This is a genomic window from Streptomyces odontotermitis (genome assembly GCF_050510915.1).
Classification (GTDB): Bacteria; Actinomycetota; Actinomycetes; order Streptomycetales; family Streptomycetaceae; genus Streptomyces.
In genome coordinates this window covers 68,138-90,609 of the sequence record NZ_JBNJLS010000030.1, presented here as the reverse complement: position 1 = coordinate 90,609, position 22,472 = coordinate 68,138, and the positions used below count along the sequence as shown (strand labels likewise).

Below are 22,472 nucleotides of genomic sequence, written 5' to 3'. Positions count from 1 at the left end.
GCGTTTCGAGGACGGACATACCGCCGCGTCCCCACCCCGCCCCACCCACCATCCTCACCCGCAGACGCAGACGCAGACGCAGACGAGGCAGACCCGCTCAGCCCGCCGTCCGTTATGCGGACATTGGCGCCCGCATTCTGACCGGTTTCCGCCCTTGACCGTGCGTCAGCCCTCCCCGACCATCAGGCTCGCGTCACCGTTCACGCTTCATGCACCTCACTTCCCCCACAGCTCCAGCGCTCCGTGTCCCCACGGCACGGGGCGTCTCGCACATTCCGTCCCTGTCCCTGTTCGGAATCCGGAGCCCTCTCATGAGACGCGTAAGACGCACCGTCGCCGTCGCCGCCCTGGCCATCGGCGGGCTGCTCGTCCCGGCCGCGCCCGCGGCCCTCGCGGCGCCGCACCCCACGGCGCCCGCCCCCGCCCTCGCCGCGCCCGACATCCCCGTGGCCAACGTGAAGGCGCACCTCTCCCAGCTCCAGTCCATCGCGAACTCCAACGGCGGCAACCGCGCCCACGGCCGCGCCGGGTACAAGGCGTCGCTCGACTATGTGAAGGGCAAGCTGGACGCGGCCGGGTTCACCACCACCGTCCAGCAGTTCACCTCCAGCGGCGCCACCGGCTACAACCTCATCGCCGACTGGCCCGGTGGGGACACCGGCCAGACCGTGATGACCGGCTCCCATCTCGACAGCGTCACCGCGGGGCCCGGCATCAACGACAACGGCTCGGGTTCGGCCGCCGTCCTGGAGACCGCGCTCGCCGTCTCGCGCGAGCAGTTCAAGCCCGCGAAGCACCTGCGGTTCGCCTGGTGGGGCGCGGAGGAGCTCGGCCTGGTCGGGTCGAAGTACTACGTCAACAACCTTCCCTCCAGCGAGCGTTCGAAGATCAGCGGGTATCTGAACTTCGACATGATCGGCTCGCCCAACCCCGGCTACTTCGTCTACGACGACAACCCCGCCCTGGAGAAGGTCTTCAAGGACTACTACGCCGGTCTCAACATCCCCACGGAGATCGAGACCGAGGGCGACGGCCGGTCCGACCACGCCCCCTTCAAGAACGTCGGCATCGCCGTCGGCGGGCTGTTCAGCGGCGCCGACTACACCAAGACCAGCGCCCAGGCCCAGAAGTGGGGCGGCACGGCGGGCCAGCCCTTCGACCGCTGCTACCACTCGTCCTGCGACACCACGGCGAACATCAACGACACCGCCCTGGACCGCAACAGCGACGCCATCGCGTACGCCGTCTGGAACCTGGCCGAAGGCTCCACCACCCCGCCCGGCGGCGTCTTCGAGAACACCGACGACGTGGCCATCCCGGACAACGGCGCCGCCGTCACGTCCACCGTCAACGTCACCGGCCGCACCGGCAACGCCCCGTCGAACCTCAAGGTGGACGTCGACATCCGGCACACCTGGCGCGGTGACCTGGTGGTCGACCTGCTCGCACCGGACGGCACGGCGTTCCGGCTGAAGAACTCCAGCAGCAACGACTCGGCGGACAACGTCATCGCGTCATACACCGTCAACGCGTCCGCGAAGGCCGCGAACGGTGCGTGGAAGCTGCGCGTCCAGGACGTCGCCGCCCAGGACACCGGCTACATCAACAGCTGGAAGCTGACCTTCTGAGTCCTCTCCGACCGGTCAGGTGGCCCGCTGCTGTCTGAGCGCCGCCACCCTCCGGTACAGCTCCACCGCCTCGGTGCCCCGGCCCAGCTGCTCCAGACAGTGCGCCTCGTCGTTGCGGCTGGCCAGGGCGTCGGGGTGGTCGGCGCCCAGGACCTGTTCGCGGGCCGCCGCGACCCGCCGGTACTCGGTGAGCGCGTCGGCCCAGCGGCCCAGCCAGCCGAGCCCGACGGCCACTTCGCGGCGGCTGACCAGGGTGTCCGGGTGGTCGGCGCCGAGCACCCGCTCGCGGATCGCGCACACGTCGCGGGCCTCGGCCAGGGCCTCTTCCCAGCGGCTCTGGCGGCCGAGGTTGACGCCGAGTCCGTGCCGGGCACGCAGCGTCTCGGGGTGGGCGGGGCCATTGACGCGGGTGCGGTCGTCGATGAGGTCGCGGTAGAGCTCCAGAGCCTCGCCGCTGCGGCCGAGACGGCCGAGGCTGATGCCCACCTCGTAGCGGGCGGCGAGCGTGTCGGGGTGGTCGGCGCCGAGGGCGCGGGAGCGGGCGTCGGCGACCTCCCGGTAGGTCTGCAGGGCCTCCGGCCAGCGCCCCAACTGGCCGAGCGCGTACGCCACTTCGTACCGCGTGACGAGCGTGTCGGGATGGGTGGGGCCGAGAACGCGGGCGCGGGCGAGCGCCACCTGGCTCGCGAGGCGGTACGAGTCCTCCAGGCGGCCCAGGCGGCTGAGGTTGTAGGCGAGATTGTGGCGGCAGCGCAGTGTGTCGGGGTGGTCGGCGCCGACGGTCCGCTCGCGGGCGGCGAGCACCGCCGTATAGACCTGGTGGGCCTCGAAGTGCCGCCCCAACTGGCCGAGGACGTACGCCATTTCCTGGCGGGCGGCGAGGGTGTCGGGGTGGTCGGGGCCGAGCGCGCGCTCCCGGCCCTCGGCGACGCGGCCGTATTCGCGCAGGGCGTCGGCGGGGCGCCCGGTGCGGCTGAGGGTGAAGCCGACCTCGTAGCGGCTGGCGAGGGTGTCGGGGTGCTCGGGCCCCAGGGCGTGCTCGCGCTCGGCGGCCACCGAGCGGTGCACCTCCCCGGCCTCCGCCCACCGTCCGAGCCGCCCGAGGCTGAGCCCCGCCCTGTGCCGGTCGGCGAGCTTGTCGAGCAACTCCGGGGGCGGCGTGGGGCGTTCGGGCTCGCGGGGCACGGCGGGGCCGCGGGCGCCCGCGCGCGGGATCCACTCGCCGGTGAGCCCGGCCGCCGCGTCGGGCGGTGTCATGCGCAGCGAGTGTGCGCCGCCCGCCTTGTGGCCGGTGGTCATGCCGCGCGTCCACGACGGCAGCCGCGGCTCGCGGGACGGGAGGTGGCCGGCGGAGGCGGGCCGGCCGGGGCGGGGCGCGACGGAGGGCGTCCTGACCGTGGGCACGTAGCCGCCGTGCGGGCCGCGGGCCGCGTGGATGCGGCGGCTCAGCTCGCGGGCGTCGTGCGGGCGGTCGTCGGGCTCCTTGGCGAGCAGGTCGAGGACGAGCTCCTCGAAGTAGCCGGGCAGTTCCTCGCGGTGGGCGCGCAGCGGTTCGGGGGCCGTGTCGCGGTGGCCGACGAGGACCGCCCAGGCGTCCTCCATGTCGAAGGGCGGCGCGCCCGTGGCGATCTCGTAGAGCACGCAGCCGAACGAGTACAGGTCGCTGCGCTGGTCGACGTGGCCGCCGCTGATCTGCTCCGGCGACATGTAGTGCGGGGTGCCCATCGCGATGCCGGTGCCGGTCAGCCGCGAGGTGAACCCGATGTCGGCGCCGAGCCGGGCGATGCCGAAGTCGCAGATCTTCACCGTGCCGTCGGTGAGCCGCATGATGTTCGCGGGCTTCAAGTCGCGGTGCACGATGCCCTGTTCGTGGGTGTATGCGAGGGCGCCCGCGACCTGGTCGGCGATCTCCACGACGTCGCCGACGGGCAGCGGGTGCTGTTTGTTGTCCTCCAGGAGCTGGCTGAGGTTGCGCCCGTCCAGGAGCTCCATGACCAGGTAGAGCAGCCCGTCGTGCTCGCCGAAGTCATGGACGACGGTCACGCCCCGGTGCTGGAGCGCGGCCGCGACGCGGGCCTCTCTGCGGAAGCGCTCGCGCAGGACGCGGGTGAACGACTGGTCGTGCTGGGGCCCCAGGGGCTTGAGGCACTTCACGGCGACCCTGCGGCCGAGCGACTCGTCCCGCGCCCGCCACACCTCGCCCATGCCCCCGCGCCCGATCAGATCGAGGAGCCGGTAGCGGCCCTGGATCAGCCTGGTGTCCGCCATGTCGTGCCGTCGCCCCCGTTGCCTCGCTGCGCCCTCCCCGGCCCGTCCAGTATGGCTGCCCGGGTGCCGAGTTTGTACGGGGCCGGGCGGCTGCCCGGGCCGACGCGCTCCATGGCCCGCAGGATGTGCTTCGGGGGAAGTTGCCAGCGTAGACGAGGGGGAATGGTGCGCAGGAGGGTGCCCGTGGTGCGCAGGCGGCGCGTCACGACGGCGGGCGCCGGAGCGGGCCGCCCGTACAACTGATGCGCGTACGGCGGCAGGGACGCGTAGGCGAGTCCGGCGACGCGCCGCCACAGCAGGGCGCGTGCCGGGACGAGGGCCGGGTGCACGGGCGGCCGGCGCAGGAAGTCGTCGACGTCCCGGGCCTCGGGCCCCGCGGCGAGCTCGGGCCGCACCTTCTCGAAGTACGCGGCGAGTTCGGCGGTCGACGCCGGTACGGCGGCGGGGTCGAGCCCGACGAGGCGGGCGCTCTCCCGGTGTTCGCGCACGTACTGGTCGGCGAGCGCGTCCGGCATGCCGATGCCCGAGCGCCGGGCGACGTGCAAGTAGCTGTCGATCTCCGCACAATGCACCCAGAGCAGCAGCTCAGGTTCGTCGACGCCGTACCGCTCCCCCGTGTCCGGGTCGGTCGCCGTCAATCTGCTGTGGATCTTCCGCACCCGGGCTCCGGCCGCCTCCGCCGCTTCCGTCGCGCCGTACGTCGTGACGCCCACGAACCGCGCGGTCCGCAGCAGCCGCCCCCACGCGTCCTTCCTGAAGTCGGAGTTCTGCATGACGCCGCGGACCGCGCGCGGGTGCAGCGCCTGGAGGTAGAGCGCGCGGATCCCGCCGACCCACATCATCGGGTCGCCGTGCAGGTTCCAGGTGACGGACGAGGGCCCGAAGAGACCGGGGTCACCGGGGTCGGGGCGCATGGCCGGCCTCCTGGAGTGCGACGTACGACGGCTGCTGGTGCCCTCTCAGTATGGTCCGTGCGGCCGAACGGCCCGCCCCCTGCGGGCCGTGCCAGGGGGCGAGCCCGCACCGGCAAGGGGCACGGTCCGCATACCCCGTCACGGGGTCGGCGGGCAGGGGCCGTCGGGGGCCGTCGTCGCCCACTCCCGCTCCCAGGCGGCCAGGCGCCGGTGGTCGAGGCCGAGCCGCACGGCCCAGCCGGTCAGCAGCGCCGCCCCCGCCCCCACGGCCGCCGCCCCCGCGCCGGTGGACAGGGCGCGCAGCCACAGGTCGGAGTCGTCCCAGGGGGCGCCCACCAGGTCGCCCTGACGGTCGAGCCAGATGTCGACGCGGTCTCCCGCGTGCAGGCCGACGGTGACGCGCGCCGTGCCGGTGCGGCTCTCGCCCGCCTCCGTGGTCCAGCGCACGGACACCGGGTAGGTCGAGGGCGGGCTGCCGCCCGTGACGGTCCAGGCGGTCTGTGCCGGTGCGTCGCGGGTGAGTTCGGCGCGGGCGGGCAGGCGTTCCGCGCGCTGCCGCTGGGCCTCGACGCGGGCGTCGGCGAGCGCGGCCCCGCCCACGACGACGCCCACCGCGGGCGCCCCGAGGAGCACGGCGGCCCCCATGCCCAGGACCAGCCATGCCTCGATGACGTCGGACCGGCGCCGCAGGGGGTTGGCTCGCCACCGCCAGCCGCGTCGCGTGCCCGGCATGCCGTCAGACCCCCTCCGCACGGGGTGGGGCTGATGCCGCGCGGATCGTCTCGCACCTGTCCGCCATGGCTGCCGTCCCTTCGCCGCTGCGGGTCCGGCTCCTCCCCCTCAGCGTCCGGCCGCACCCGCCGGCCACCAAGGGCCGGCCGGGCACCGGAGCGGTCCGTCCGGCCCCTGGACAGCGGTCGACCCGCGAGCGGCGGGGGCTCCGAACTGGTCGTACTGAGGGCCGATGGTGCCGCTCACACCCGATCGGCCCACCTCCGCCTGACGGTGAGCTGATCATGGCGGCTACTGGGAGTCATGAGCGCCGACCCACAGGGACGCGGGGTGGACCCGCCGCGGAGCGGAGGCGAGCCGGCGCCCACGCCCACGCCGCGCATCCTGCTCGCCCGGCACGGCGAGACCACCTGGTCCCAGAGCGGACGCCACACCGGCCGCACCGACCTGCCGCTGATCGAGGCGGGGCGGCGCAGCGCGCGACGGCTCGGCGAGCGCCTCCACCGCAGCCCGTGGGACGGCCTGTCCGACGCGGTCGTCCGCACCAGCCCGCTGCTGCGCGCCCGGCAGACGTGCGAACTCGCCGGGTTCATCGACCGGGCCACGCCGTGGGACGCGCTCATGGAGTACGACTACGGCGCCTACGAGGGCCTGACCACGCCCCGGATCCAGGAGGACCGCCCCGGCTGGGACCTGTGGCGGGACGGCGTGCCCGAGGGCGAGACCCTCGCGGACATCGCCGCCCGCGCCGATGAAGTGGTCGGCTGGGCCTGCGAGTTGAACCGCAACGTCGTCCTCTTCGCCCACGCCCACATGCTGCGCGCGCTCGCCGCCCGCTGGCTGGGACAGGACGTGTCCTTCGCGGCCCGGCTCGACCTCGCCCCGGGGTCGTTGTCGGGTCTCAGCTGGAGCCATGGCCACCGCGTCATCCGCCGCTGGAACGACACGGGCCACCTCGAACACGACACTCGCGTGCGCGACGAGGTGTGGTCGGCGGAGTCCGCGTCGTGGCAGCAGTGGTGAGAACGAGGGGCGCTCGGCACGGGCGGGGAGATCACCGTCGTACGCGCGGCATCCCCAGGCCGATCCACGAGATGATCTCGCGCTGGATCTCGTTGTTGCCGCCGCCGAAGGTGAAGATGACCGCGGAGCGGTAGCCGCGCTCCAGTTCGCCGTGGAGGACCGCGCCCGCGGAGCCCTCCTTGAGGACGCCGGCCGCGCCCACGACCTCCATCAGCCAGGCGTACGCGTCGCGGCGGGCCTCGGAGCCGTAGACCTTCACGGCGGAGGCGTCCTGCGGGGTGAGCGTGCCCTCCTGGACGGCGTTCACCATCTGCCAGTTGAGCAGCTTCATGGCGTCGAGCTTGGTGTGCGTCCTCGCCAGGCGCTGGCGCACCCAGCCCAGGTCGATGACGCGGCGGCCGTCGGCGAGCTTGGTGTCGGCGGCCCAGCGCTGCACGTTGTGGAGGGCGCGGATCGCCATGGTGCCGTGGGCGGCGAGCGTGACGCGCTCGTGGTTGAGCTGGTTGGTGATGAGCCGCCAGCCCTTGTTCTCGTCGCCGACCCGGCGCGTGACGGGGACGCGGATGTTCTCGTAGTAGCTCGCGGTGGTGTCGTGCGAGGCGAGGGTGTTGATGAGGGTGCAGGAGTAGCCGGGGTCGGAGGTCGGCACGAGGAGCATCGTGATGCCCTTGTGCGGCGGGGCGTCCGGGTCGGTGCGGACGGCGAGCCAGACCCAGTCGGCGGTGTCGCCGTTGGTGGTCCAGATCTTCTGCCCGTTGACCGTGTAATGGCCGGTGGCCTCGTCGCCGTCGCGCACCGCCTTCGTCTTGAGGGCGGCGAGGTCGGTGCCCGCGTCGGGCTCGCTGTAGCCGATGGCGAAGTCGATCTCCCCGGAGAGGATCTTCGGCAGGAAGTACGCCTTCTGCTCGTCGGTGCCGAACTGCATGATGGTCGGCCCGACGGTGTTGAGCGCCATCAAGGGCAGCGGGACCCCCGCCTGGGCGGCCTCGTCGAAGAAGATGAACTGCTCCATGGGCGTGAGCCCGCGCCCCCCGTACTCCTTGGGCCAGCCCACCCCGAGCCACCCGTCGGAGCCGAGCCGCCGCACGGTCTCCCGGTAGAACTGCTTCTGCGCGGCGGGGTCGTCGTAGCGGGCGTAGGCGTTGTCCGGCACGAGGTCGGCGAAGTACGCACGCAGCTCGGTGCGCAACTGCTGTTGCTCAGGGGTGTATTCGAGGTGCATGGCGGCTCCTGGCTCGGCGGTTTCTGCGCATCCGGGACCTGACGGCGGACACAGTAGAACTCGTTCCAGAAATTGTGAATGGCCCCGTCACTCCTCACCGCGCGCCCGCCGCAGCCCGACCGCCCTCCCCTCCTCGTCCCACTCCACCTCCAGGACCCGCTCGACCGCCGCACGGTCGAGCGGGCCGAACACGTGGGGAAACGCCGTGACGTGGGCCGCTCCGGGCGGGGGCACGGGGGTCGGAGCCTCCCACTCCACCCGGGACGCGAGGCGGGACTCGTCCAGGCACAGGACCACGAGCGGCCTCGGGGCGGTGCGGTAGAAGGCGTTGACGACGGAGAGGGTGGTCGCCTCGTCGGGCGAGCAGTGGACGAAGCCCTCCTTCGCGAGGGACGGGGGCGCATACGGGGCGTCGGGGTCGGCGCTCCAGTCCGCGAGGGGAACCGCGTGGTAGATCATGCGCCGGTTATACCCGGTCAAGCAGCTGTCGCCGGTCATACGGCCGCACCCGGTCATACGGCGGCGGCTGCGGTCCGGGCCCTTCCGGAACCCCGCCGCAGCCGCCCGCACCTGCCGGGTGTCAGCCGGTGACCTTGCCCGTCCTCCTGTTCCACGTCAGCGTCCCGCCCTGGAAGCGCTGGGTGGCGCCGGTCGCCGTGGGCCGCTCGTCGCCCACGGGGAAGCCGAGCCTGCCGCGCTCCCAGCCCCGCGCCTCGTACGTCCAGAGGAAGGGCCCCTGAACGCCGTGCGGTCCTGTCGCCTTGGTCCAGTAGAGGTTGCCGTAGTCGAAGCGCTGGAAGACGCCGCCCTTGGAGGCGGGGCGTTCCTTGGTCGTGGGGCAGCCGTAGACCCCCTGGATGCCGCCGAGTTGCTGCCACTTGCGGGCGAAGGAGCCGGTCACGGGGAGCTTGCAGCGGCGCTGGACGGTGACCTTGTGGGTCTTCTTGTCGTAGACGAGGGTGCCGCCCCGGAACTCCTGGCGCGTGTCGGCCGCCGAGTCCTTCGCGTCGGCGACCGGGAAGCCCAAGCCGCCCCGCTCATAGGCAAGTTGGCCGTACTTGGTGAAGATCGGCCCGTGCACCGCGTACGGCTGCGCCGAGCCCGTGCGGTAGAGGTTGCCGCCCGCGAAGCGCTCGTAGGAGCCGCCGCGGGTGCGGCGTTCGCCCGTGGTGGCGCAGCCGAGGGAGCCGCTCCCGCCGCCCAGGGCACGCCACTTGGCGGCGAAGCCACCCTTGGGCGAGGTCGCGCAGCCGAAGGTGGCGGTCACGGTGTGGGAGGTGTCCATCGTGAGGCGGAGCGGGTTGGCGGGCGTCGCCTCGGCCCCGTCGACGCTCCAGCCGGTCAGCTTGCGGCCCTTGGCCGGGCGGGCGCTGACCAGGACCGAGCTCCCCTTCGGGTACGGGCCGGGCTCGGAGACCTGGAGCGTGCCGGACTTCGCGTTCGGCGCCGTCTTCGTGGTGAGGGTCAGGTCGGCGCGGCTGAACTTCGCGGTGAGGCGGGTGGCGCCGTCGACTTCGAGGTTCAGGGCGGCGTCGGTGCCCGCGCGCCGGCCGTTCAACTCCCAGGCGCTGAACCGGTATCCGGGCTTCGGACTGGCCGTGGCGGTGACCTTGGCACCCTGCGGGTAGCCGCTCTTGCTCGGCTTGAGGGCGACGGTGCCGCCCTGGGCCGGGTCGGCGGTCGCCGTGACCGGGTAGACCTTCGGCGGTGTCGTGCTCTTCTTGAACTGGGCGACCAGCGTGTGCCGCGCGTCCATCAGGACGGACGTCGGGTTGGCCGAGCCGCGCGGCTTGCCGTCGAGCGTCCAGCCGCTGAACGCGTAGCCCGCCTGCGGCGTCGCCGTCACGGTGACCTTGGTGCCCGGGTCGTACGGGCCGTCCTGCGCGGCCTTCACGGTGCCGCCCGCGGCCGGGGCGGCGCTCAGCGCGAGCGCGTACGTGGTGGGCGGCTTGGGCGGGGTGCGGTACTGGGCGACGACGGGGAGGGTCTGGCGCAGCACGCGTGCGTTGTCGTGGTCGGCGTTGCCGAGGGTCTCCCCCGAGGCGGCCTTCTGCTTCGGCGCGGAGTAGTGCATGCTCACGCTGCAGCTCCACGCCGGGGTGCACGCCGAGCCGTACGCCATGATCGAGTGGTACTTCTGGCTGGGCACGACGAAGCCGCGGTTGTAGGGGTAGACGGGGTTCTTCGCCCAGCCCTTGCCGCGCTGCTCGTCCAGGGTCTTGTCGTCGTGCCACAGCGCCATGTTGTGGCCGAGCTCGTGCGCCATCGTGCCGTCGGCCATGTCGGCGGCGTCGACGGCCGAGTAGATCTGCTCGCCGGAGGTCGGCGGGGTGACCCAGATGGTGTTGCCCTTGCGCTCCCGCTTCTCCTTCAGGAGCGGCTCCTGCGGGGTGTTGGCGATGCCCGCGGTGTACGTGCCGGCGGGCGGCTTGGGCACGTCCGAGATGACGGACACCAGGTCGGCCTTCTTGTCCTCGCGCAGCTTCCGGGCCTGCTTGCCGAGGGCGCTGTCCTTGGTGTTGAGGGCCTTCAGCACGGCGTCGGAGTCCTCGTTGCCGGTGTAGTCGGCCTTGAAGAGGGAGCCGAACTTCACCTTCCCCTGCACCCCGGCGGCCTTGAGCGCGGCGTTCATCGACTTCTCCGCGACGGCGACCTTGTCCTTGAGGCCCTGGTCGCCGCCGAGCTTCTTCGCCGCGTTCTTGGTGTAGCCGACGGCCACGTCCACGACGGACTGCGCCCTGACGCGCGGCTCGGACCGCGGCTCGGGGCGGGCGGTCCGGGCGCGGGTTCCGGCGGGTTCGCGGTGGATCACGGGCGGGGTGTAGGTGTCCGTCGGCCGGACCGGTTTGGCCCGGGGGTCGATCTCCTGGACAGCGCTGTACCCCTCGTCGGTGCCGGTCAGTTCGTACCGGAGGTACCCCTGCTGGACCTGCCCGGAGAGGCGGACCGGGCCGCCGCTGCACCCCTTGGTCACGGTCAGGTACAGCTTCGCGTCCGGCGCGCCCTCGACGTGGCCCTCGATCACGATGCTGTCGCCCGGCAGATAGCCGACCTGGTCGGCGACGGCGCTGATGGTGACGTCGGGGAAGAGCGGCAGCACGATGGAGAACACCCCGTCGGCCTGCTGGTCGCAGAGGCTCTTGACGTTGTCGGGCGTGACGCCGAGCCTGCCCTCGCGCAGCACCCAGGGCTCTCCCGGTACGGGTCCCAGCGCGGCGGCCCGCGCGGCCGCTCCCCCGGTGGGCGGCGGCGCCCCCTGCGCGGCCACCGGCGCCGCCTGGGTCAGCACCACCGCGCAGGCCACGGCCGAGGCCCAACTCACCTGTCTCCGCCGCCTGTTCACACTGCCCGCGACTCTGTCCACGCCTCTGCCCACGCCTCTGCCCACTGCTCTGGCCACAACAGTCCTCTCCTGACCGATAGGTGACGGATCGTCACCCACCAGAGGACCCCGGCCCGTACCGCTCCCCCCGCACGACGGCCCGGGCGCGCCGGGGGTTCCGCCGATCGGGGGGTGCGCGGACCCGCCGGTCAGGCGTCGGCGCGCAGCACGTCGCGCTGGATCCGGCAGGCGAGGGCACGACGGGCGGAGGGAGATCCGGGGACGGGGGCCGGGTCGGCGGCGCTCTTCGGCGGGACGTCGAGGCCGCGGGCGATCTGGTCGTACGCGGCCTGGTAACTCCCCGGCAGCTCCGTCCTGTTGAGCCTCAGGTCCTCCTCGACGAGACGGCGCAGCTCGTCGACGTGGCGGGGTGTGAAGCGCAGCCTTCCGCGGGCGAGGGCCGTGACCGCACGGGTGCAGCGGGCGGCGTCCCGGCAGGTCTCGGAGATCTCCTCGGCGAGCCCCCACAGGCGCCCTTCGAGCCAGGGCGTGTCGTACTGGCCGAGGGCGAGCTCGGGCGCGGGCGTGGGGCCGTCCGCCTTGGCCTTGGCCACCTGTTTGGACACCGCGGGCTGGCTCATTCCGCTGAGCCGGGCGATCCGCTCCTGGGTCCAGCCCTGGCCGACGAGCAGCCGGATCATCTCGGCGCGCAGCGCCCGCATCTCCTCGCCGGCGCGAATGACCTCGTTCATGTCGGCGAGCAGCCGCTCGGCCTGGCCGTCGGTGAGCGCCCCCGGAGAACCCGGGGGCCCGGGGGACGACGCGTGCTCTCTTCGCCTGTCATCGCTCGGTTATACACCGCAGCCGAGCCGCCCCATAACCGGGTTGTACAACCTGGTTATGAGTGACAGGATCCGCGCCATGCCCACCTTCACCGCACCGGACGGAACCCGGCTCGCCGCTCACCTGGCCGAGGGCGGGGGCGAGGACGGCGACCCCGTCGTGTGCCTCCCCGGCGGCCCCGCGGACTCCGCCTATCTCGGCGACCTCGGCGGCCTCGCCGCCCACCGCGCGCTGCTCCGCCTCGACCTGCGCGGCACGGGCGCGTCCGCACTCCCCGAGGACCCCGCCTCGTACCGCTGCGACCGGCTCGTCGACGACGTCGAGGCGCTCCGTACGCACCTCGGCCTCGGTGAGATCGACCTGCTCGCCCACTCCGGCGGCGCGAACCTCGCCGTCCAGTACGCGGCCCGGTACCCGCGGCGCGTGCGCAGGCTCGCCCTGATCGGCCCCGGCACCCGCGCCGCCGGGGTCGAGGTCACGGGCGAGGCCCGGCGTGCGGTGGCGCTGTCGCGGGCCCACGAGCCCTGGTTCCCGGAGGCGTTCGCCGCGTTCGAGGCGGTGGCCGCGGGCACGGGCGGCGACTGGGAGGCCGTCGCACCCTTCTTCTGGGGCCGCTGGGACGAGACGACACGGAAGCTGCATGCCGAGAGCCAACCGTGCAACGGGGAGGCGGTCCGGGGCTACGGCTCCGACGGGGCCTTCGACCCGGACGCCACCCGCGCGGCGCTCGCCTCCCTCACGGCGCCCGTGCTGCTGCTCGCCGGGGAGTACGACCTCAACAGCCCGCCCGCGGCGGTGGCCGAGCTCGCGGCGCTGTTCCCCGACGCCACGCTCGTGGTGCAGCCGGGGGCGGGGCACTACCCGTGGCACGACGACGCGGACCGCTTCGTGGCGACCGCGGCCGCGTTCCTGGCGGCTCAGCTCTTCTGAAACAGCTCGCGCGCCGCCTGTGCCACCGCGTCGGGCCGCTCTTCGTGCGCGTAGTGCCCGCACCCGGTCAGGATCTCGGTCCGCAGGTCGTCGGCGAGACCTTCGGCAGGAGGGGTGAGGACGCTCGGCGGGAGCAGGAAGTCGCGCTCGCCGCCCAGGATCAGGGTCGGGGTGGCGAGGTGCAGCCTCCGGTAGCGGCCGAGGGCCAGACGCGCGATGTCGTGGAGGGCGAAGGCGCGGTGCAGGGCCTCCCCGGCTCGCGCGCGGTCCGGCTCCCGGCTGGAGCTGACGAACTCCTCCAGGACTTCGGGCGACCACACCTCCTGTGCCGCCGCTCCCTTCCGCATCAGGTAGCGGGTGAAGCCGGGCCGGTGGCGCAGCAACCACCGCCCCAGCAGGGGCTGTTCGAGCAGTGCCGTGTACCAGAAGCGCCAGGACTGCGGCGCCAGGCGGCGGTGGCGCGGCCAGGGGTGCAGCATGTTCAGGGCGAGGTGGTGCGTGACGCGTTCCGGGGCGCGCAGGCACAGGTGGAAGCCGGTCCAGGCACCCCAGTCGTGGCCGATGAGCCGGACCCGGTCGAGACCGAGGGCGTCGAGCAGATCGAGCACGTCCGCCACCCGGCTGTTCGTGTCGTAGCCGGTCGCCGGGGCGTCGGACCAGCCGAAGCCCCGCTGGTCCGGGCAGATGAGCCGGAACGCGCCGGACAGGCGGGGGATCACCTCGCGCCAGCCGTACCAGTGCTGGGGGAACCCGTGCAGCAGCACGACCGGCTCGCCCGCGCCGTCACCCGCCTCCGCGACGTGCAGGCGCACCCCTCCTCGCACCTCGACGTCACGGTGGCGGACGCCGTCCAGAGCGGGCAGCGGTCGAGCGCCGCCGCACTTCGACGCGTACTGCTGCGGGTCCAGCGCGGTCATCGGCTCCATGGCGATGTCAACTCCTGTTCGACTGCTGCTTGCTCATCTGCTGCCTGTTCGGCGGTCGTCCCGTCAGGAGGAACCCGGTCGGGGAAAGGTTCCGCAGGAATCGGCGGGAACCTTTGCGCGGGCCCGCGCCTCCTGACCTTCCGACGGCTCACGCAGACGGAGCCGTCGCGACGCAGCACCCCAGGGAGGGAACCGAACCGTGCGCGAACCAGAGGAAGGCGATCCGTCCAGGAAGGACGATCCCTGGGCGGCGGCCGCGCTCCTGGTGCGGGCGGCACAGTCCGGTGACGCCCTGGCCCTCAACGACCTGATCGACCTGCTGACGCCCTACGTCGGCAGGCTCTGCCGCCCCATCGCCCTCGCCGACAGCGCCGACGCCGTGCAGGAGTCCCTCATCGCCGTCTTCCAGGGGCTGCCCCGCCTCAAGGACCCGCGCGCGCTGTATGGATGGGTGCGCACCGTCACGGTCCGCGAGGCGGTGCGGGTGGCCCGGCGCGGCCAACGGGAGACGCCCGTCGGCGAGTTCGACGACATCGCGTCCCTGCCCGGACCCGAACTGGACGCCGACGTCCGCGACGTGCTGCGCCGGCTGCCGGGCGAGCACCGCGCGATCCTCGTCCTGCGCGAGCTGGAGGGGCTCGACGAACGGACGGCGGCCGAGGTCCTGAACGTCTCCCGGGGCACGGTGAAGTCACGGCTGCACCGCGCCCGCCACACCTTCCGAAAGGCATGGGCCCGATGACCGCCGACCCGCCCGACACCGCCGCCACCACCGGCACCACCGGCACCGGCACCGACCTCGACCCCGTGCGCCGGCTGCGCGTCATGGCCGCGGGGCTCCATGCCGTCATGTACGCGGAGGAGTACGTGGACCTGCCCGTCGACGAGGTGTGGGCGGTCGCGAGCGACCTCGACGCCGAGCTGCCTCATCTCGTCCCGGCCATGCGGGCGTTCCGCACGACGGCCACGCTCTCGTCCGGGCGCAGCACCGCCCTCGCGTACGGGCCGTTCGGCCACCGGGCCCGGTTCGACGTGCAGCTGCGACCGGGGTGGTGCCTCATGCAGAGCGCGCATGTGGTCGGGGGGATGGCGGCCGTGCCGGAGGGGTCCGGCACCCGGTTCGCGGTGCTCGGCGGGGTGCGGCACGCGGTGCCGGGGCCGCTCCGGCGCGCCGTGCGGCCGCTGGGCCGGGCCCGCGGCCGCCGCATGATCGCCCGCGCCCGCCGCCGTACCGAAGCGCGCCGTACTGAAGCACGGCGTACCGAAGCACGGCGTACGGAAACACACCGCACCGCGGCACAGAGCGGCGACGGCGACGCCGGCACCGGCGGCCCTTCTCAACCCGCTTGAGGCCGGGACCGCACCGCCGACAGGCCCGGCCCCCGGCCCCATGAACCGGGCCGGCTCGGAGCCCGCACGGTCGACCCTGGCCGCGAGGCCCTGCGCACCCCAGTCCTCGGACGCCGCGTACACGGCGGTCGGCACGACCAGGGCACGCAGGTAGGTCCCGTCCGGTCGTCGGGTCGGGCGTGACGTCACCGACAGTGAAGATCCCGAACTACATGGAGCTCACCCTTCGGATTCTCTAGTTCATTGTTTAACTGTTTCGTGGCGAACGGTCTCCCCGCCCCCGCTGTTCCCCCGCCCGCTGTTCCCCGCGGGGCCGCGGCGCCGGGTGGCACCCCGTACGGGCTCGTCGGACAGTGGTCACAGAGCACCGGAACTCAGATCCGGAGCCGACCGTTCACCTGGCAACCCCCGAGTTCGAGGAGCCGAACCTTGTCCGCCAGACCGACGGACCCCCCGGGCCCCAGTGGTGCTCGATGATCAGTGCCGCACTCGGAGTGCTCGCCGTGTTCGTCCTGACGGCCGGCACGGGCTACTTCGTCGCCCAGGAATTCGCGTACGTCTCCGCGGACCGGCTCGCCCTCGCACGCGAGGCCAAGAGCGGCGACAAGAAGGCAGCCCGCGCCCTCCAGGTCCTGGAGCGGCTCTCCTTCATGCTGTCGGGCGCCCAGCTCGGCATCACCGTGACCGGTCTGGTCGTCGGCTTCCTGGCCGAGCCCTCGGTCTCGACGCTGCTGCGGCCCGTACTGACCGGGACGGGCCTCCCGGAGGGGGCCGTCTCCGGCATCGCCGTCGTCCTGTCGTTCGTGCTCGCGACCGTCGTGCAGATGGTGCTGGGCGAGCTGGCGCCGAAGAACCTCGCGCTCGCCGTGCCGGAGCGGCTCGCGAAGGCGCTCGCGGGGTCCACGCTCGCGTATCTGAAGGTCGTCGGGCCCCTCGTGCGGGTCTTCGACGGGGCGGCCAACCGGCTGCTGCGCAAGGCCGGCATCGAGCCGGTCGAGGAGCTGCACCACGGAGCCACCCTGGAGGAGCTCGGCCATCTCATCGGCGAGTCCCATGAGAGCGGCGAGCTGCCCAAGGAGACCGCCGAACTCCTCGACCAGGCCCTGGAGTTCTCCGAACGGACCCTGGACGAGGTGATGGTGCCGCGCGTGGACGCCGTCTTCGTACGGGCCGGGGCGCCCGCCACCGAGGCCGTCGAGCTGATCGCGCGGCACGGCCACTCGAACTACCCCGTGCTCGGCGACCACCCGGACGACGTCGGCGGCGTCCTCGGCGTGCGGGAGCTGATGGGGCTGCCCGCGGGCCGGCTGCGCACGACGACGGCCGCCGAGCTCGCGCGCCCGCCGCTGCTCCTGCCCGACACCCTGGAGCTGCCGCACGCGGTGACGCAGATGCGCGCGCGGGACGACGAGTTCGCCGTCGTCCTGGACGAGCACGGCGGCGTGGCGGGCATCGTCACGTACGAGGACATCGCCGAGGAACTCGTCGGGGACATCGCCGACGAGAGCGACACCGTCACCGAGCTCGCGGTGGCCGACGGCCGCGGCTGGCTCGTCGACGCGGGCCGCCGCCTCGACGAGGTCGCCCAGGCCACCGGCGTCGTGCTCCCCGAGGAGGACGACTTCGACACCGTGGCCGGGCTCATCGTGGACCGGCTCGGCCGCTTCCCCGCCATCGGCGACCGGCTCACCGTGGCCCTGCCCGGCGGCGACAGCGCGGTCATCGACGTACGGAGCCTGGACCGGCACGTGCCCGAGCGGGTCCGCCTGGAGCGGCTGCCCGCGGCGGCCCCCGCGGCGGCCCCCGCAACCGGGACCGAGGCCGGGACCGGGACCGGGGCCGAGGCCGGGGAGGAGCGGGCATGAGCTTTCCGATGGCGCTCTTCGTCACCGTGCTGCTGCTGATCGGCAGCGGGTTCTTCGTCGCCGCCGAGTTCGCGCTCGTCGCCGCCAAGCGGCATCGCATGGAGAAGGCGGCCGCCGAGAAGAAGCGCGGCGCGAAGGCGGCGCTCGCGGGCATGCGCGAGCTGTCGCTGATGCTCGCGGGCGCGCAGCTCGGCATCACGGTCTGCACCCTGGGCCTCGGTTCGATCTCCAAGCCCGCGATCTCCCACGAGCTCGACCCGCTGCTGCACGGCTGGGGGCTGCCGAGCGGACTCAGCTACGGCGTCTCCTTCGCCTTCGCAATGATCGTGGTCGTCTTCCTGCACATGGTGGTCGGCGAGATGGCGCCCAAGTCCTGGGCCATCGCCCACCCGGAGCGCTCGGCGATGCTCCTCTCCCCCGCCTTCCGCGCCGTGGTGAAGGCCGTGCGCCCGCTCATCTGGCTGCTCAACAGGGTCAGCAACGGCCTCGTACGGCTGTGCCGGGTCACCCCGCGCGACGAGCTCACGGCGGTCCACAACCGGGAGCAACTCACCCATCTCGTCGAGGAGTCCGAGCGCCTCGGCCTGATCAGCAAGGACGACTCGGAGCTGATCGCGCGCTCGCTCACCGAGCCGCTGACACCGGTCGGCGACCTCCAGATCCCCTCCGCCGAGATCACGTCGGTGCCGGGGACGGCACCGGTCGACGAGATCCTCGCGGTGGCCGACGCCAGCGCACGGACCCGCCTCCTGGTCCGCGACGGCGCCCGGGTGCTCGGCTCGGTGCACGCCCGCGACGCCCTGGTGGCCCGCACCCGCGGCCGCGCCACGACCGCCGCCGACCTGGCCCGGCCGATGCCCGAACTCACCGCCGACACCACCGTCGCCGACGCCGTCGAGCAGCTCCGCCACCGCCGCGCGTCCCTCGCCGTGGTCTGCGACGACACGGGCCGCCTCACCGGCCTTGTCAGCCTGGACGACCTGCTGGCGCGCTACCTCCAGCCGAGCGGGGCGGCCTGACGGCGGCGAACCACCCACCAGATGCGGCACGTTGCGGCCGCGAACGACCCACGCCCCCGCCGGAGAGAGCTCCCGGCGGGGGCCGGTCATTTGGTGCAGACCAATGAAGTAGGGTCATCGCCTCATGCGTTGCTCATCTGCGACGTATGCCTGCATTAGCACCACATCGAAAGCTCTTCATGAACAACCGAATACGCACTGCCGTGCGTACCGCCGCGCTCGGCGCGGCCGCGGCAGCCGTACTGCTCGCGTCTCCCGGTGCGGCGCTCGCCGCACCCACGCCGGGCGAGCCCTCCCCCATCGCGTCCCCCGGCACGAGGGCGACGGAGGCACCCACCGCCACCGGCACCGGCACCGGCACCGGCACTCCGACTCCCGCCCCGCACAAGGCGAGTTCGAAGCCGAGCGCCACGCCCGACGCGATCCCGTCCCCCGAGACGACCCCGTCCCCCGACGCGGTCCCGTCCCCCGACGCGAGCGCCACCGCCCGACCGACCCCGGACGACGGGCTCAAGGCCACCCCGGAGGAGATCGCGGAGGCCAAGCGCGTCGAGGCGTACTGGACTCCGGAGCGCATCGCCGACGCCGTGCCCGCCAACCCGGACAAGGGCGCCCAGGCGGGCCCCACCCCCCGCTCGCTCGGCGACATGCTGCGGTCGCCGTCGCACATCGACAGCAAGGGCGTCGCCACGGCGGGCGTCTTCCTCATCAACCAGGACGACGACCCGCAGTCGGACCCGGGCAACCGGGACCAGTTCTGCTCCGCCTCCTCGGTGGCCTCGCCCACCAAGTCCCTGGTGATCTCGGCCGCTCACTGCCTCAACGACAACGACCGGTTCCGCAACCTGGCGTTCGCGCCGGGCTGGAAGGCCGACCCGAAGCACAAGGGCAAGGGCATCGCCCCGTACGGGATCTTCCCCATCAAGAAGGGGAAGATCTGGATCGACGGGCGCTATCTGTCGCAGGGCCCGTCGAAGGCCGACGACCTGGACTTCGCGTTCCTCAAGACCGGCCCCAACTCCAAGGGGCAGTTCCTGGAGAACGCGACAGGCATGGGCAACGAGCTCACCACGCTGCCCGCCTCCGGCAACCTGAACCAGAAGAACGTCACGCTGATCGGCTTCCCCGGCGACGCCAAGTCGCCGCGCGTGTGCCCCTCCACGACGACGAAGCCCTTCCAGAAGCGCTTCCTGGAGATCGCCTGCGACGGGTTCGCGCCCGGTGTCTCCGGTGGTCCGTTCCTGCGGAACTTCGATGGCAAGCGGGGAGATGTCATCGGCGTCATCGGCGGGTACAAGACCGGCGGCAAGCTCGACAACATCTCGTACTCCTCGCAGTTCGACGCAGATGTCGTGCGCCTCTACAACCAGGCCGTGAACGACTACACGCCGGACACGCCGTCCGGCAACGAGGGCATGGGCAACGCGGGCCTGTGGACCCACGCGAAGGCCGCGGCCACCGGGCAGTTCCACACCTCGTCCCAGAGGACGGAGGACGGCGACCTGATCGTCAAGTGGTCCGACGGCGAGGTCACGCTGTACCCCGGCGACCAGTCGCAGGGCTTCTACACGGGCTGCGGCAAGGACCAGCCGTGCGAGGTGCAGCTCGCCAAGCCGAACAAGATGTGGGCGGACTACGCGGAGGTCATCACCGCGGGCGACTACACCGGCTCCAACGCGTACGACCTGATGGTCAAGTGGATCGACGGCGAGGTCACGATCTACAAGGACATCGACGAACACACCAAGCTGCCGACCTCCACCGACCAGCACCCGGCGAACGAGATCAAGATCGCCGACGCGGGCTCCACGTGGAAGTACGCCAAGGGCATCGCCACCGGCAAGTACGGCGGCAACAAGTGGCCCGACGACCTGATCGTGCGCTGGGTCGACGGCGAGGTCACGAAGTACACCGACGTCGACGGCGGCGGCTTCCACGCCGAGAAGCAGCTGCTCGCCCCCAACGCGCTGTGGAAGGACCACGCCGACATCGTCGCGGGCGGCGACTTCGACGGCTCCACCAACTCCGACTTCGACCTGTTCGTGCGCTGGTCCGACGGTGAACTCACCATCTACGAGGACATCGGCGCCCACGGTCTCGGCAGGGAGAACCAGGTGAAGGGCCCGAACGGCACCTGGAAGCACGCCAAGGTCGTCGTGCCCGGCGAGTTCGGCGGCAACCTCTGGGAGGACGACGTCTTCGTGCGCTGGTCCGACGGCGAGGTGTCCATGTACGGCAACACGCAGGCCGACGCCCTCGGCCGCGAGTACCAGTTGGTGCCGCCGCCCGCCTAGGGCCGGTCGGTCAGTACGCAGGACGTACGTACACCTACGTGGTCATGCGTACACGTACGTCGAGTCGGCGGCGGGAGGCGAGGCCGCCTTCCGCCGCCGGCGTGTGGATCTACGGTTGGACATATGCGCACACGTCTTTTCCTTCCCCTCTGTGCCGCCGCGGCGCTCCTCCTGAGCGGCTGCTCCGGCGACGGGGGCGGTGGGAGCAAGGAGTCGGCCGACGCGTCGGCACGGCCGTCGGCAACCCCTGAGGAGAGCGACCCGAGCGAGGGCGGGGGGCGCGAGTGGGAGCCGGACGACGCGCTGCAGCGGGCGAAGCGCGCCCTGGACTCGGCCGCCGACGACGGCGGGGAGCCGGAGTTCGTCGACTCCGGGAGCGCGTACGTGGCGAGCGGCCTGGACAAGGAGTTCCAGGCGACGGGCGCGCGGCCCTACCGCTTCGACATCACCTGTGACACCTCGGGCATCAAGGAGGTGACGCTCACCCTCTCCCGCGGCGGCGAGGAGCAGTCGTACGGGATCGGCTGCGGGGACGCGGACGCGGACCAGTTCAACGTTCCCGCGGGACGCCCCTTCACCGCGCGCGTGGACCCGGTGAAGGACAGCACCGGGCTCATCATGTGGCGGCTGCACACTCTCGCGAAGGACGCGGTGGACGGCTGCGACGACGACATCGACGGGTGCGAGGACTGACCGCTGTCAGTGGGGGCCGACAGTGGGGGCTGTCATTGGGGGCTGTCAGCGGGGGCTGTTCAGTGGCCGCCGCTGGGGACGTCGCAGCCCGCGTGGTCGGGGTAGCCGCCGAACGCGTCCGCCCCGACGGCCGCTTCGCGCATCGCGCCCTCCCCACACAGGCGTAACCGAGGCCGGTCAGCGCGGCGCGGACGCTCTTCGGGGTGAAGTCACCGCGCTTGCGCAGCGGCGCTTGCCGTGCAGCGGAAGGGTCCCCTGAAGCCGTGGTTCTCGGCGTAGTGGTCGCCCGGCTCAGCGGGCGCGGGGCGTCCGCCGTCGATGGCGGTCGCCTTGGTGAGCTGGATGACACCGCCCTTGGAAGCGCAGTACGCGGCCACGCCCGCGTCGCCCGCCAGGCCGAGCTCGGACGCGTTGTTCACGAGGACGTCCGGGCCGCCGAAGGTCGCTGCGGTGTGTGCGATCAGCGCCTTGACCTGCTCCTTGTCGCTCACGTCGGCGGCGACGAAGTGCGCGCCCAGCTCCGCGGCCTCGGCACTGGCGTCCACGACGTCGGACATGACGACCGTCGCGCCCTCGCGCCCTCGCGCGCGAAACGCTCGGCGATGGCGAGGCGGCTGGGGCTCGGGGTTGCCGTGGGACATGCGGCGCCTTTCCCTTGTTTGCTCGCTTTTGCCCTCAACGAGCAGGTGCGCGGCGGCTCGACGACGTCTCAGTACAGGAAGCGGTGCAGGGGCTCCGACTCGGTGAGCAGGACGGTGACCCGGTGGGCGAGGCGCTGCCACGCCTCTTCCTGCGGGTATGTCAGGCGTACGTCCTCGCTGCCGGCGGCCGCCAGCGCGGTGGAGAGGGTGGCGGTGTCGGCGTCGGGGGTGAGGTCGACCATCGAGAGGACGCGGGCGAGGGCGCCGACGAGGGCGACGGCGGACTCTTCTGAGCGGGAGTCCGCTGAGCGGGAGTCCGCTGAGCGCGAATCCCCTGAGCCGGGGGCGGTCGGGTCGGGGACGGCCGCGTCGGAGTCCGCCGGTTTCGGGGCGACGGTGCGGAGGGCCGCGGCGGTGGCCGCGGCCGCCGGGTCCGGCGGCGCCGCCAACGCGCCGGAGAGCGTGCGCAGCACCGCGTACAACAGATCCGTGTGCGTGGCGGGCAACTCCACGGCACGCAGCCCCTCGTGTTCCCAACGGCCGTTCGGCGTCCATACGCGGGGCCCCGTGGCCACGGCCTCCGCGAGGGTGTCCCGCACGGCCCGGAAGGCCGCGACCCCGTCCGCGAACAAGGCGTGGTCGGGGCCCCCGCGGGTGGCCGCGGCCATGGGCTCCAGCAAGTGCTTCGCCACTCGCTCACCTTGGGCTTTGAGGTCCGGGTCCACCACGACGAGTCGAACAGACCCGCGCTCTTCCTGCTGCTTCATGTCGAACACTCTGCCATTTGCCTCGGACACCCGGC

19 protein-coding genes are annotated in these 22,472 nt (G+C 72.7%); 9 read left to right on the top strand and 10 right to left on the bottom strand.

The genetic code is table 11. The features are described 5' to 3' along the window. Nucleotides 1-311 precede the first annotated feature (311 nt). Nucleotides 312-1,628, top strand: coding sequence for a M28 family metallopeptidase (locus tag ACQB60_RS43070; protein WP_496931556.1), 1,317 nt, complete (start codon nucleotides 312-314; stop codon nucleotides 1,626-1,628). 15 nt (nucleotides 1,629-1,643) lie between these two features. Here ACQB60_RS43070 and ACQB60_RS43065 read toward each other — a convergent pair whose 3' ends face one another. From ACQB60_RS43065 to ACQB60_RS43055, 3 genes are all read right to left on the bottom strand, one after another. Then, a complete protein-coding gene (locus ACQB60_RS43065; protein WP_496931555.1) occupies nucleotides 1,644-3,896 on the bottom strand; it encodes a serine/threonine-protein kinase in 2,253 nt (750 codons plus the stop codon). Then, entirely contained in the window at nucleotides 3,878-4,810 is a 933-nt protein-coding gene (locus ACQB60_RS43060; protein WP_496931554.1) for an oxygenase MpaB family protein, read from the bottom strand. Before ACQB60_RS43060 ends, ACQB60_RS43065 begins: the two co-directional genes overlap by 19 nt. A 138-nt stretch (nucleotides 4,811-4,948) precedes the next feature. Next, nucleotides 4,949-5,542 carry an Rv1733c family protein gene (locus tag ACQB60_RS43055; RefSeq protein ID WP_496931553.1) on the bottom strand — a complete coding sequence of 198 codons (594 nt, stop codon included), beginning with the start codon at nucleotides 5,540-5,542 and terminating at the stop codon, nucleotides 4,949-4,951. A 303-nt stretch (nucleotides 5,543-5,845) separates the two neighbouring features. Here ACQB60_RS43055 and ACQB60_RS43050 point away from each other — a divergent pair, with 303 nt between their 5' ends. Beyond that, complete coding sequence (locus ACQB60_RS43050; protein WP_496931552.1) at nucleotides 5,846-6,565, top strand: histidine phosphatase family protein; 720 nt, start codon at nucleotides 5,846-5,848, stop codon at nucleotides 6,563-6,565. A 31-nt stretch (nucleotides 6,566-6,596) separates the two neighbouring features. Here ACQB60_RS43050 and ACQB60_RS43045 read toward each other — a convergent pair whose 3' ends face one another. From ACQB60_RS43045 to ACQB60_RS43030, 4 genes are all read right to left on the bottom strand, one after another. Next, a complete protein-coding gene (locus ACQB60_RS43045; RefSeq protein ID WP_496931551.1) occupies nucleotides 6,597-7,787 on the bottom strand; it encodes an acyl-CoA dehydrogenase family protein in 1,191 nt (396 codons plus the stop codon). 87 nt (nucleotides 7,788-7,874) lie between these two features. Next, nucleotides 7,875-8,246: a DUF952 domain-containing protein gene (locus ACQB60_RS43040; RefSeq protein WP_496931550.1), complete on the bottom strand. Its 372-nt coding sequence runs from the start codon at nucleotides 8,244-8,246 to the stop codon at nucleotides 7,875-7,877. A 121-nt stretch (nucleotides 8,247-8,367) separates the two neighbouring features. Further along, nucleotides 8,368-11,109: an InlB B-repeat-containing protein gene (locus ACQB60_RS43035; RefSeq protein WP_496931549.1), complete on the bottom strand. Its 2,742-nt coding sequence runs from the start codon at nucleotides 11,107-11,109 to the stop codon at nucleotides 8,368-8,370. A gap of 209 nt (nucleotides 11,110-11,318) precedes the next feature. Further along, complete coding sequence (locus tag ACQB60_RS43030) at nucleotides 11,319-11,861, bottom strand: sigma-70 family RNA polymerase sigma factor (protein ID WP_496931548.1); 543 nt, start codon at nucleotides 11,859-11,861, stop codon at nucleotides 11,319-11,321. 169 nt (nucleotides 11,862-12,030) lie between these two features. Between ACQB60_RS43030 and ACQB60_RS43025 the strand changes: the two genes are divergently transcribed. Next, nucleotides 12,031-12,882, top strand: coding sequence for an alpha/beta fold hydrolase (locus ACQB60_RS43025; RefSeq protein ID WP_496931561.1), 852 nt, complete (start codon nucleotides 12,031-12,033; stop codon nucleotides 12,880-12,882). Here the strand turns inward: ACQB60_RS43025 and ACQB60_RS43020 are convergent. Further along, nucleotides 12,870-13,808 carry an alpha/beta fold hydrolase gene (locus ACQB60_RS43020; RefSeq protein ID WP_496931547.1) on the bottom strand — a complete coding sequence of 313 codons (939 nt, stop codon included), beginning with the start codon at nucleotides 13,806-13,808 and terminating at the stop codon, nucleotides 12,870-12,872. The genes ACQB60_RS43025 and ACQB60_RS43020 overlap by 13 nt on opposite strands. A 199-nt stretch (nucleotides 13,809-14,007) precedes the next feature. Between ACQB60_RS43020 and ACQB60_RS43015 the strand changes: the two genes are divergently transcribed. From ACQB60_RS43015 to ACQB60_RS42990, 6 genes are all read left to right on the top strand, one after another. Next, the gene (locus ACQB60_RS43015) at nucleotides 14,008-14,550 is read left to right on the top strand and encodes an RNA polymerase sigma factor (protein ID WP_496931546.1); all 543 of its coding nucleotides are present in this window, start codon (nucleotides 14,008-14,010) and stop codon (nucleotides 14,548-14,550) included. Beyond that, on the top strand, nucleotides 14,538-15,158 hold the full coding sequence (locus tag ACQB60_RS43010) for a hypothetical protein (RefSeq protein WP_496931545.1): 621 nt from the start codon (nucleotides 14,538-14,540) through the stop codon (nucleotides 15,156-15,158). The genes ACQB60_RS43015 and ACQB60_RS43010 overlap by 13 nt, the downstream gene beginning before the upstream one ends. 473 nt (nucleotides 15,159-15,631) lie before the next feature. After that, complete coding sequence (locus ACQB60_RS43005) at nucleotides 15,632-17,023, top strand: hemolysin family protein (protein WP_496931544.1); 1,392 nt, start codon at nucleotides 15,632-15,634, stop codon at nucleotides 17,021-17,023. After that, nucleotides 17,020-18,042, top strand: coding sequence for a hemolysin family protein (locus ACQB60_RS43000; RefSeq protein WP_496931543.1), 1,023 nt, complete (start codon nucleotides 17,020-17,022; stop codon nucleotides 18,040-18,042). The genes ACQB60_RS43005 and ACQB60_RS43000 overlap by 4 nt, the downstream gene beginning before the upstream one ends. Nucleotides 18,043-18,221: 179 nt before the next feature. After that, nucleotides 18,222-20,336: a hypothetical protein gene (locus tag ACQB60_RS42995; RefSeq protein ID WP_496931542.1), complete on the top strand. Its 2,115-nt coding sequence runs from the start codon at nucleotides 18,222-18,224 to the stop codon at nucleotides 20,334-20,336. Nucleotides 20,337-20,459: 123 nt separating this feature from the next. Further along, nucleotides 20,460-21,029 carry a hypothetical protein gene (locus ACQB60_RS42990; RefSeq protein ID WP_496931541.1) on the top strand — a complete coding sequence of 190 codons (570 nt, stop codon included), beginning with the start codon at nucleotides 20,460-20,462 and terminating at the stop codon, nucleotides 21,027-21,029. Nucleotides 21,030-21,238: 209 nt separating this feature from the next. On the opposite strand, the gene ACQB60_RS42985 is transcribed toward ACQB60_RS42990, so the two are convergent. After that, a complete protein-coding gene (locus ACQB60_RS42985; RefSeq protein WP_496931540.1) occupies nucleotides 21,239-21,670 on the bottom strand; it encodes an SDR family NAD(P)-dependent oxidoreductase in 432 nt (143 codons plus the stop codon). Nucleotides 21,671-21,738: 68 nt separating this feature from the next. Beyond that, the gene (locus ACQB60_RS42980) at nucleotides 21,739-22,362 is read right to left on the bottom strand and encodes a hypothetical protein (RefSeq protein WP_496931539.1); all 624 of its coding nucleotides are present in this window, start codon (nucleotides 22,360-22,362) and stop codon (nucleotides 21,739-21,741) included. Between the last annotated feature and the right edge of the window lie 110 nt (nucleotides 22,363-22,472).

What these genes read in the sequence shown, in the direction of transcription:
- ACQB60_RS43040 (WP_496931550.1), bottom strand. Translation starts at nt 8,246, where the DNA reads ATGATCTACCACGCGGTTCCCCTCGCGGACTGGAGCGCCGACCCCGAC.
- ACQB60_RS43045 (WP_496931551.1), bottom strand. Translation starts at nt 7,787, where the DNA reads ATGCACCTCGAATACACCCCTGAGCAACAGCAGTTGCGCACCGAGCTG.
- ACQB60_RS43010 (WP_496931545.1), top strand. Translation starts at nt 14,538, where the DNA reads ATGGGCCCGATGACCGCCGACCCGCCCGACACCGCCGCCACCACCGGC.
- ACQB60_RS43065 (WP_496931555.1), bottom strand. Translation starts at nt 3,896, where the DNA reads ATGGCGGACACCAGGCTGATCCAGGGCCGCTACCGGCTCCTCGATCTG.
- ACQB60_RS43005 (WP_496931544.1), top strand. Translation starts at nt 15,632, where the DNA reads ATGATCAGTGCCGCACTCGGAGTGCTCGCCGTGTTCGTCCTGACGGCC.
- ACQB60_RS43070 (WP_496931556.1), top strand. Translation starts at nt 312, where the DNA reads ATGAGACGCGTAAGACGCACCGTCGCCGTCGCCGCCCTGGCCATCGGC.
- ACQB60_RS42990 (WP_496931541.1), top strand. Translation starts at nt 20,460, where the DNA reads ATGCGCACACGTCTTTTCCTTCCCCTCTGTGCCGCCGCGGCGCTCCTC.
- ACQB60_RS43030 (WP_496931548.1), bottom strand. Translation starts at nt 11,861, where the DNA reads ATGAACGAGGTCATTCGCGCCGGCGAGGAGATGCGGGCGCTGCGCGCC.
- ACQB60_RS43050 (WP_496931552.1), top strand. Translation starts at nt 5,846, where the DNA reads ATGAGCGCCGACCCACAGGGACGCGGGGTGGACCCGCCGCGGAGCGGA.
- ACQB60_RS43025 (WP_496931561.1), top strand. Translation starts at nt 12,031, where the DNA reads ATGCCCACCTTCACCGCACCGGACGGAACCCGGCTCGCCGCTCACCTG.
- ACQB60_RS42995 (WP_496931542.1), top strand. Translation starts at nt 18,222, where the DNA reads ATGAACAACCGAATACGCACTGCCGTGCGTACCGCCGCGCTCGGCGCG.
- ACQB60_RS42985 (WP_496931540.1), bottom strand. Translation starts at nt 21,670, where the DNA reads ATGTCCCACGGCAACCCCGAGCCCCAGCCGCCTCGCCATCGCCGAGCG.
- ACQB60_RS43000 (WP_496931543.1), top strand. Translation starts at nt 17,020, where the DNA reads ATGAGCTTTCCGATGGCGCTCTTCGTCACCGTGCTGCTGCTGATCGGC.
- ACQB60_RS43060 (WP_496931554.1), bottom strand. Translation starts at nt 4,810, where the DNA reads ATGCGCCCCGACCCCGGTGACCCCGGTCTCTTCGGGCCCTCGTCCGTC.
- ACQB60_RS43055 (WP_496931553.1), bottom strand. Translation starts at nt 5,542, where the DNA reads ATGCCGGGCACGCGACGCGGCTGGCGGTGGCGAGCCAACCCCCTGCGG.
- ACQB60_RS43020 (WP_496931547.1), bottom strand. Translation starts at nt 13,808, where the DNA reads ATGGAGCCGATGACCGCGCTGGACCCGCAGCAGTACGCGTCGAAGTGC.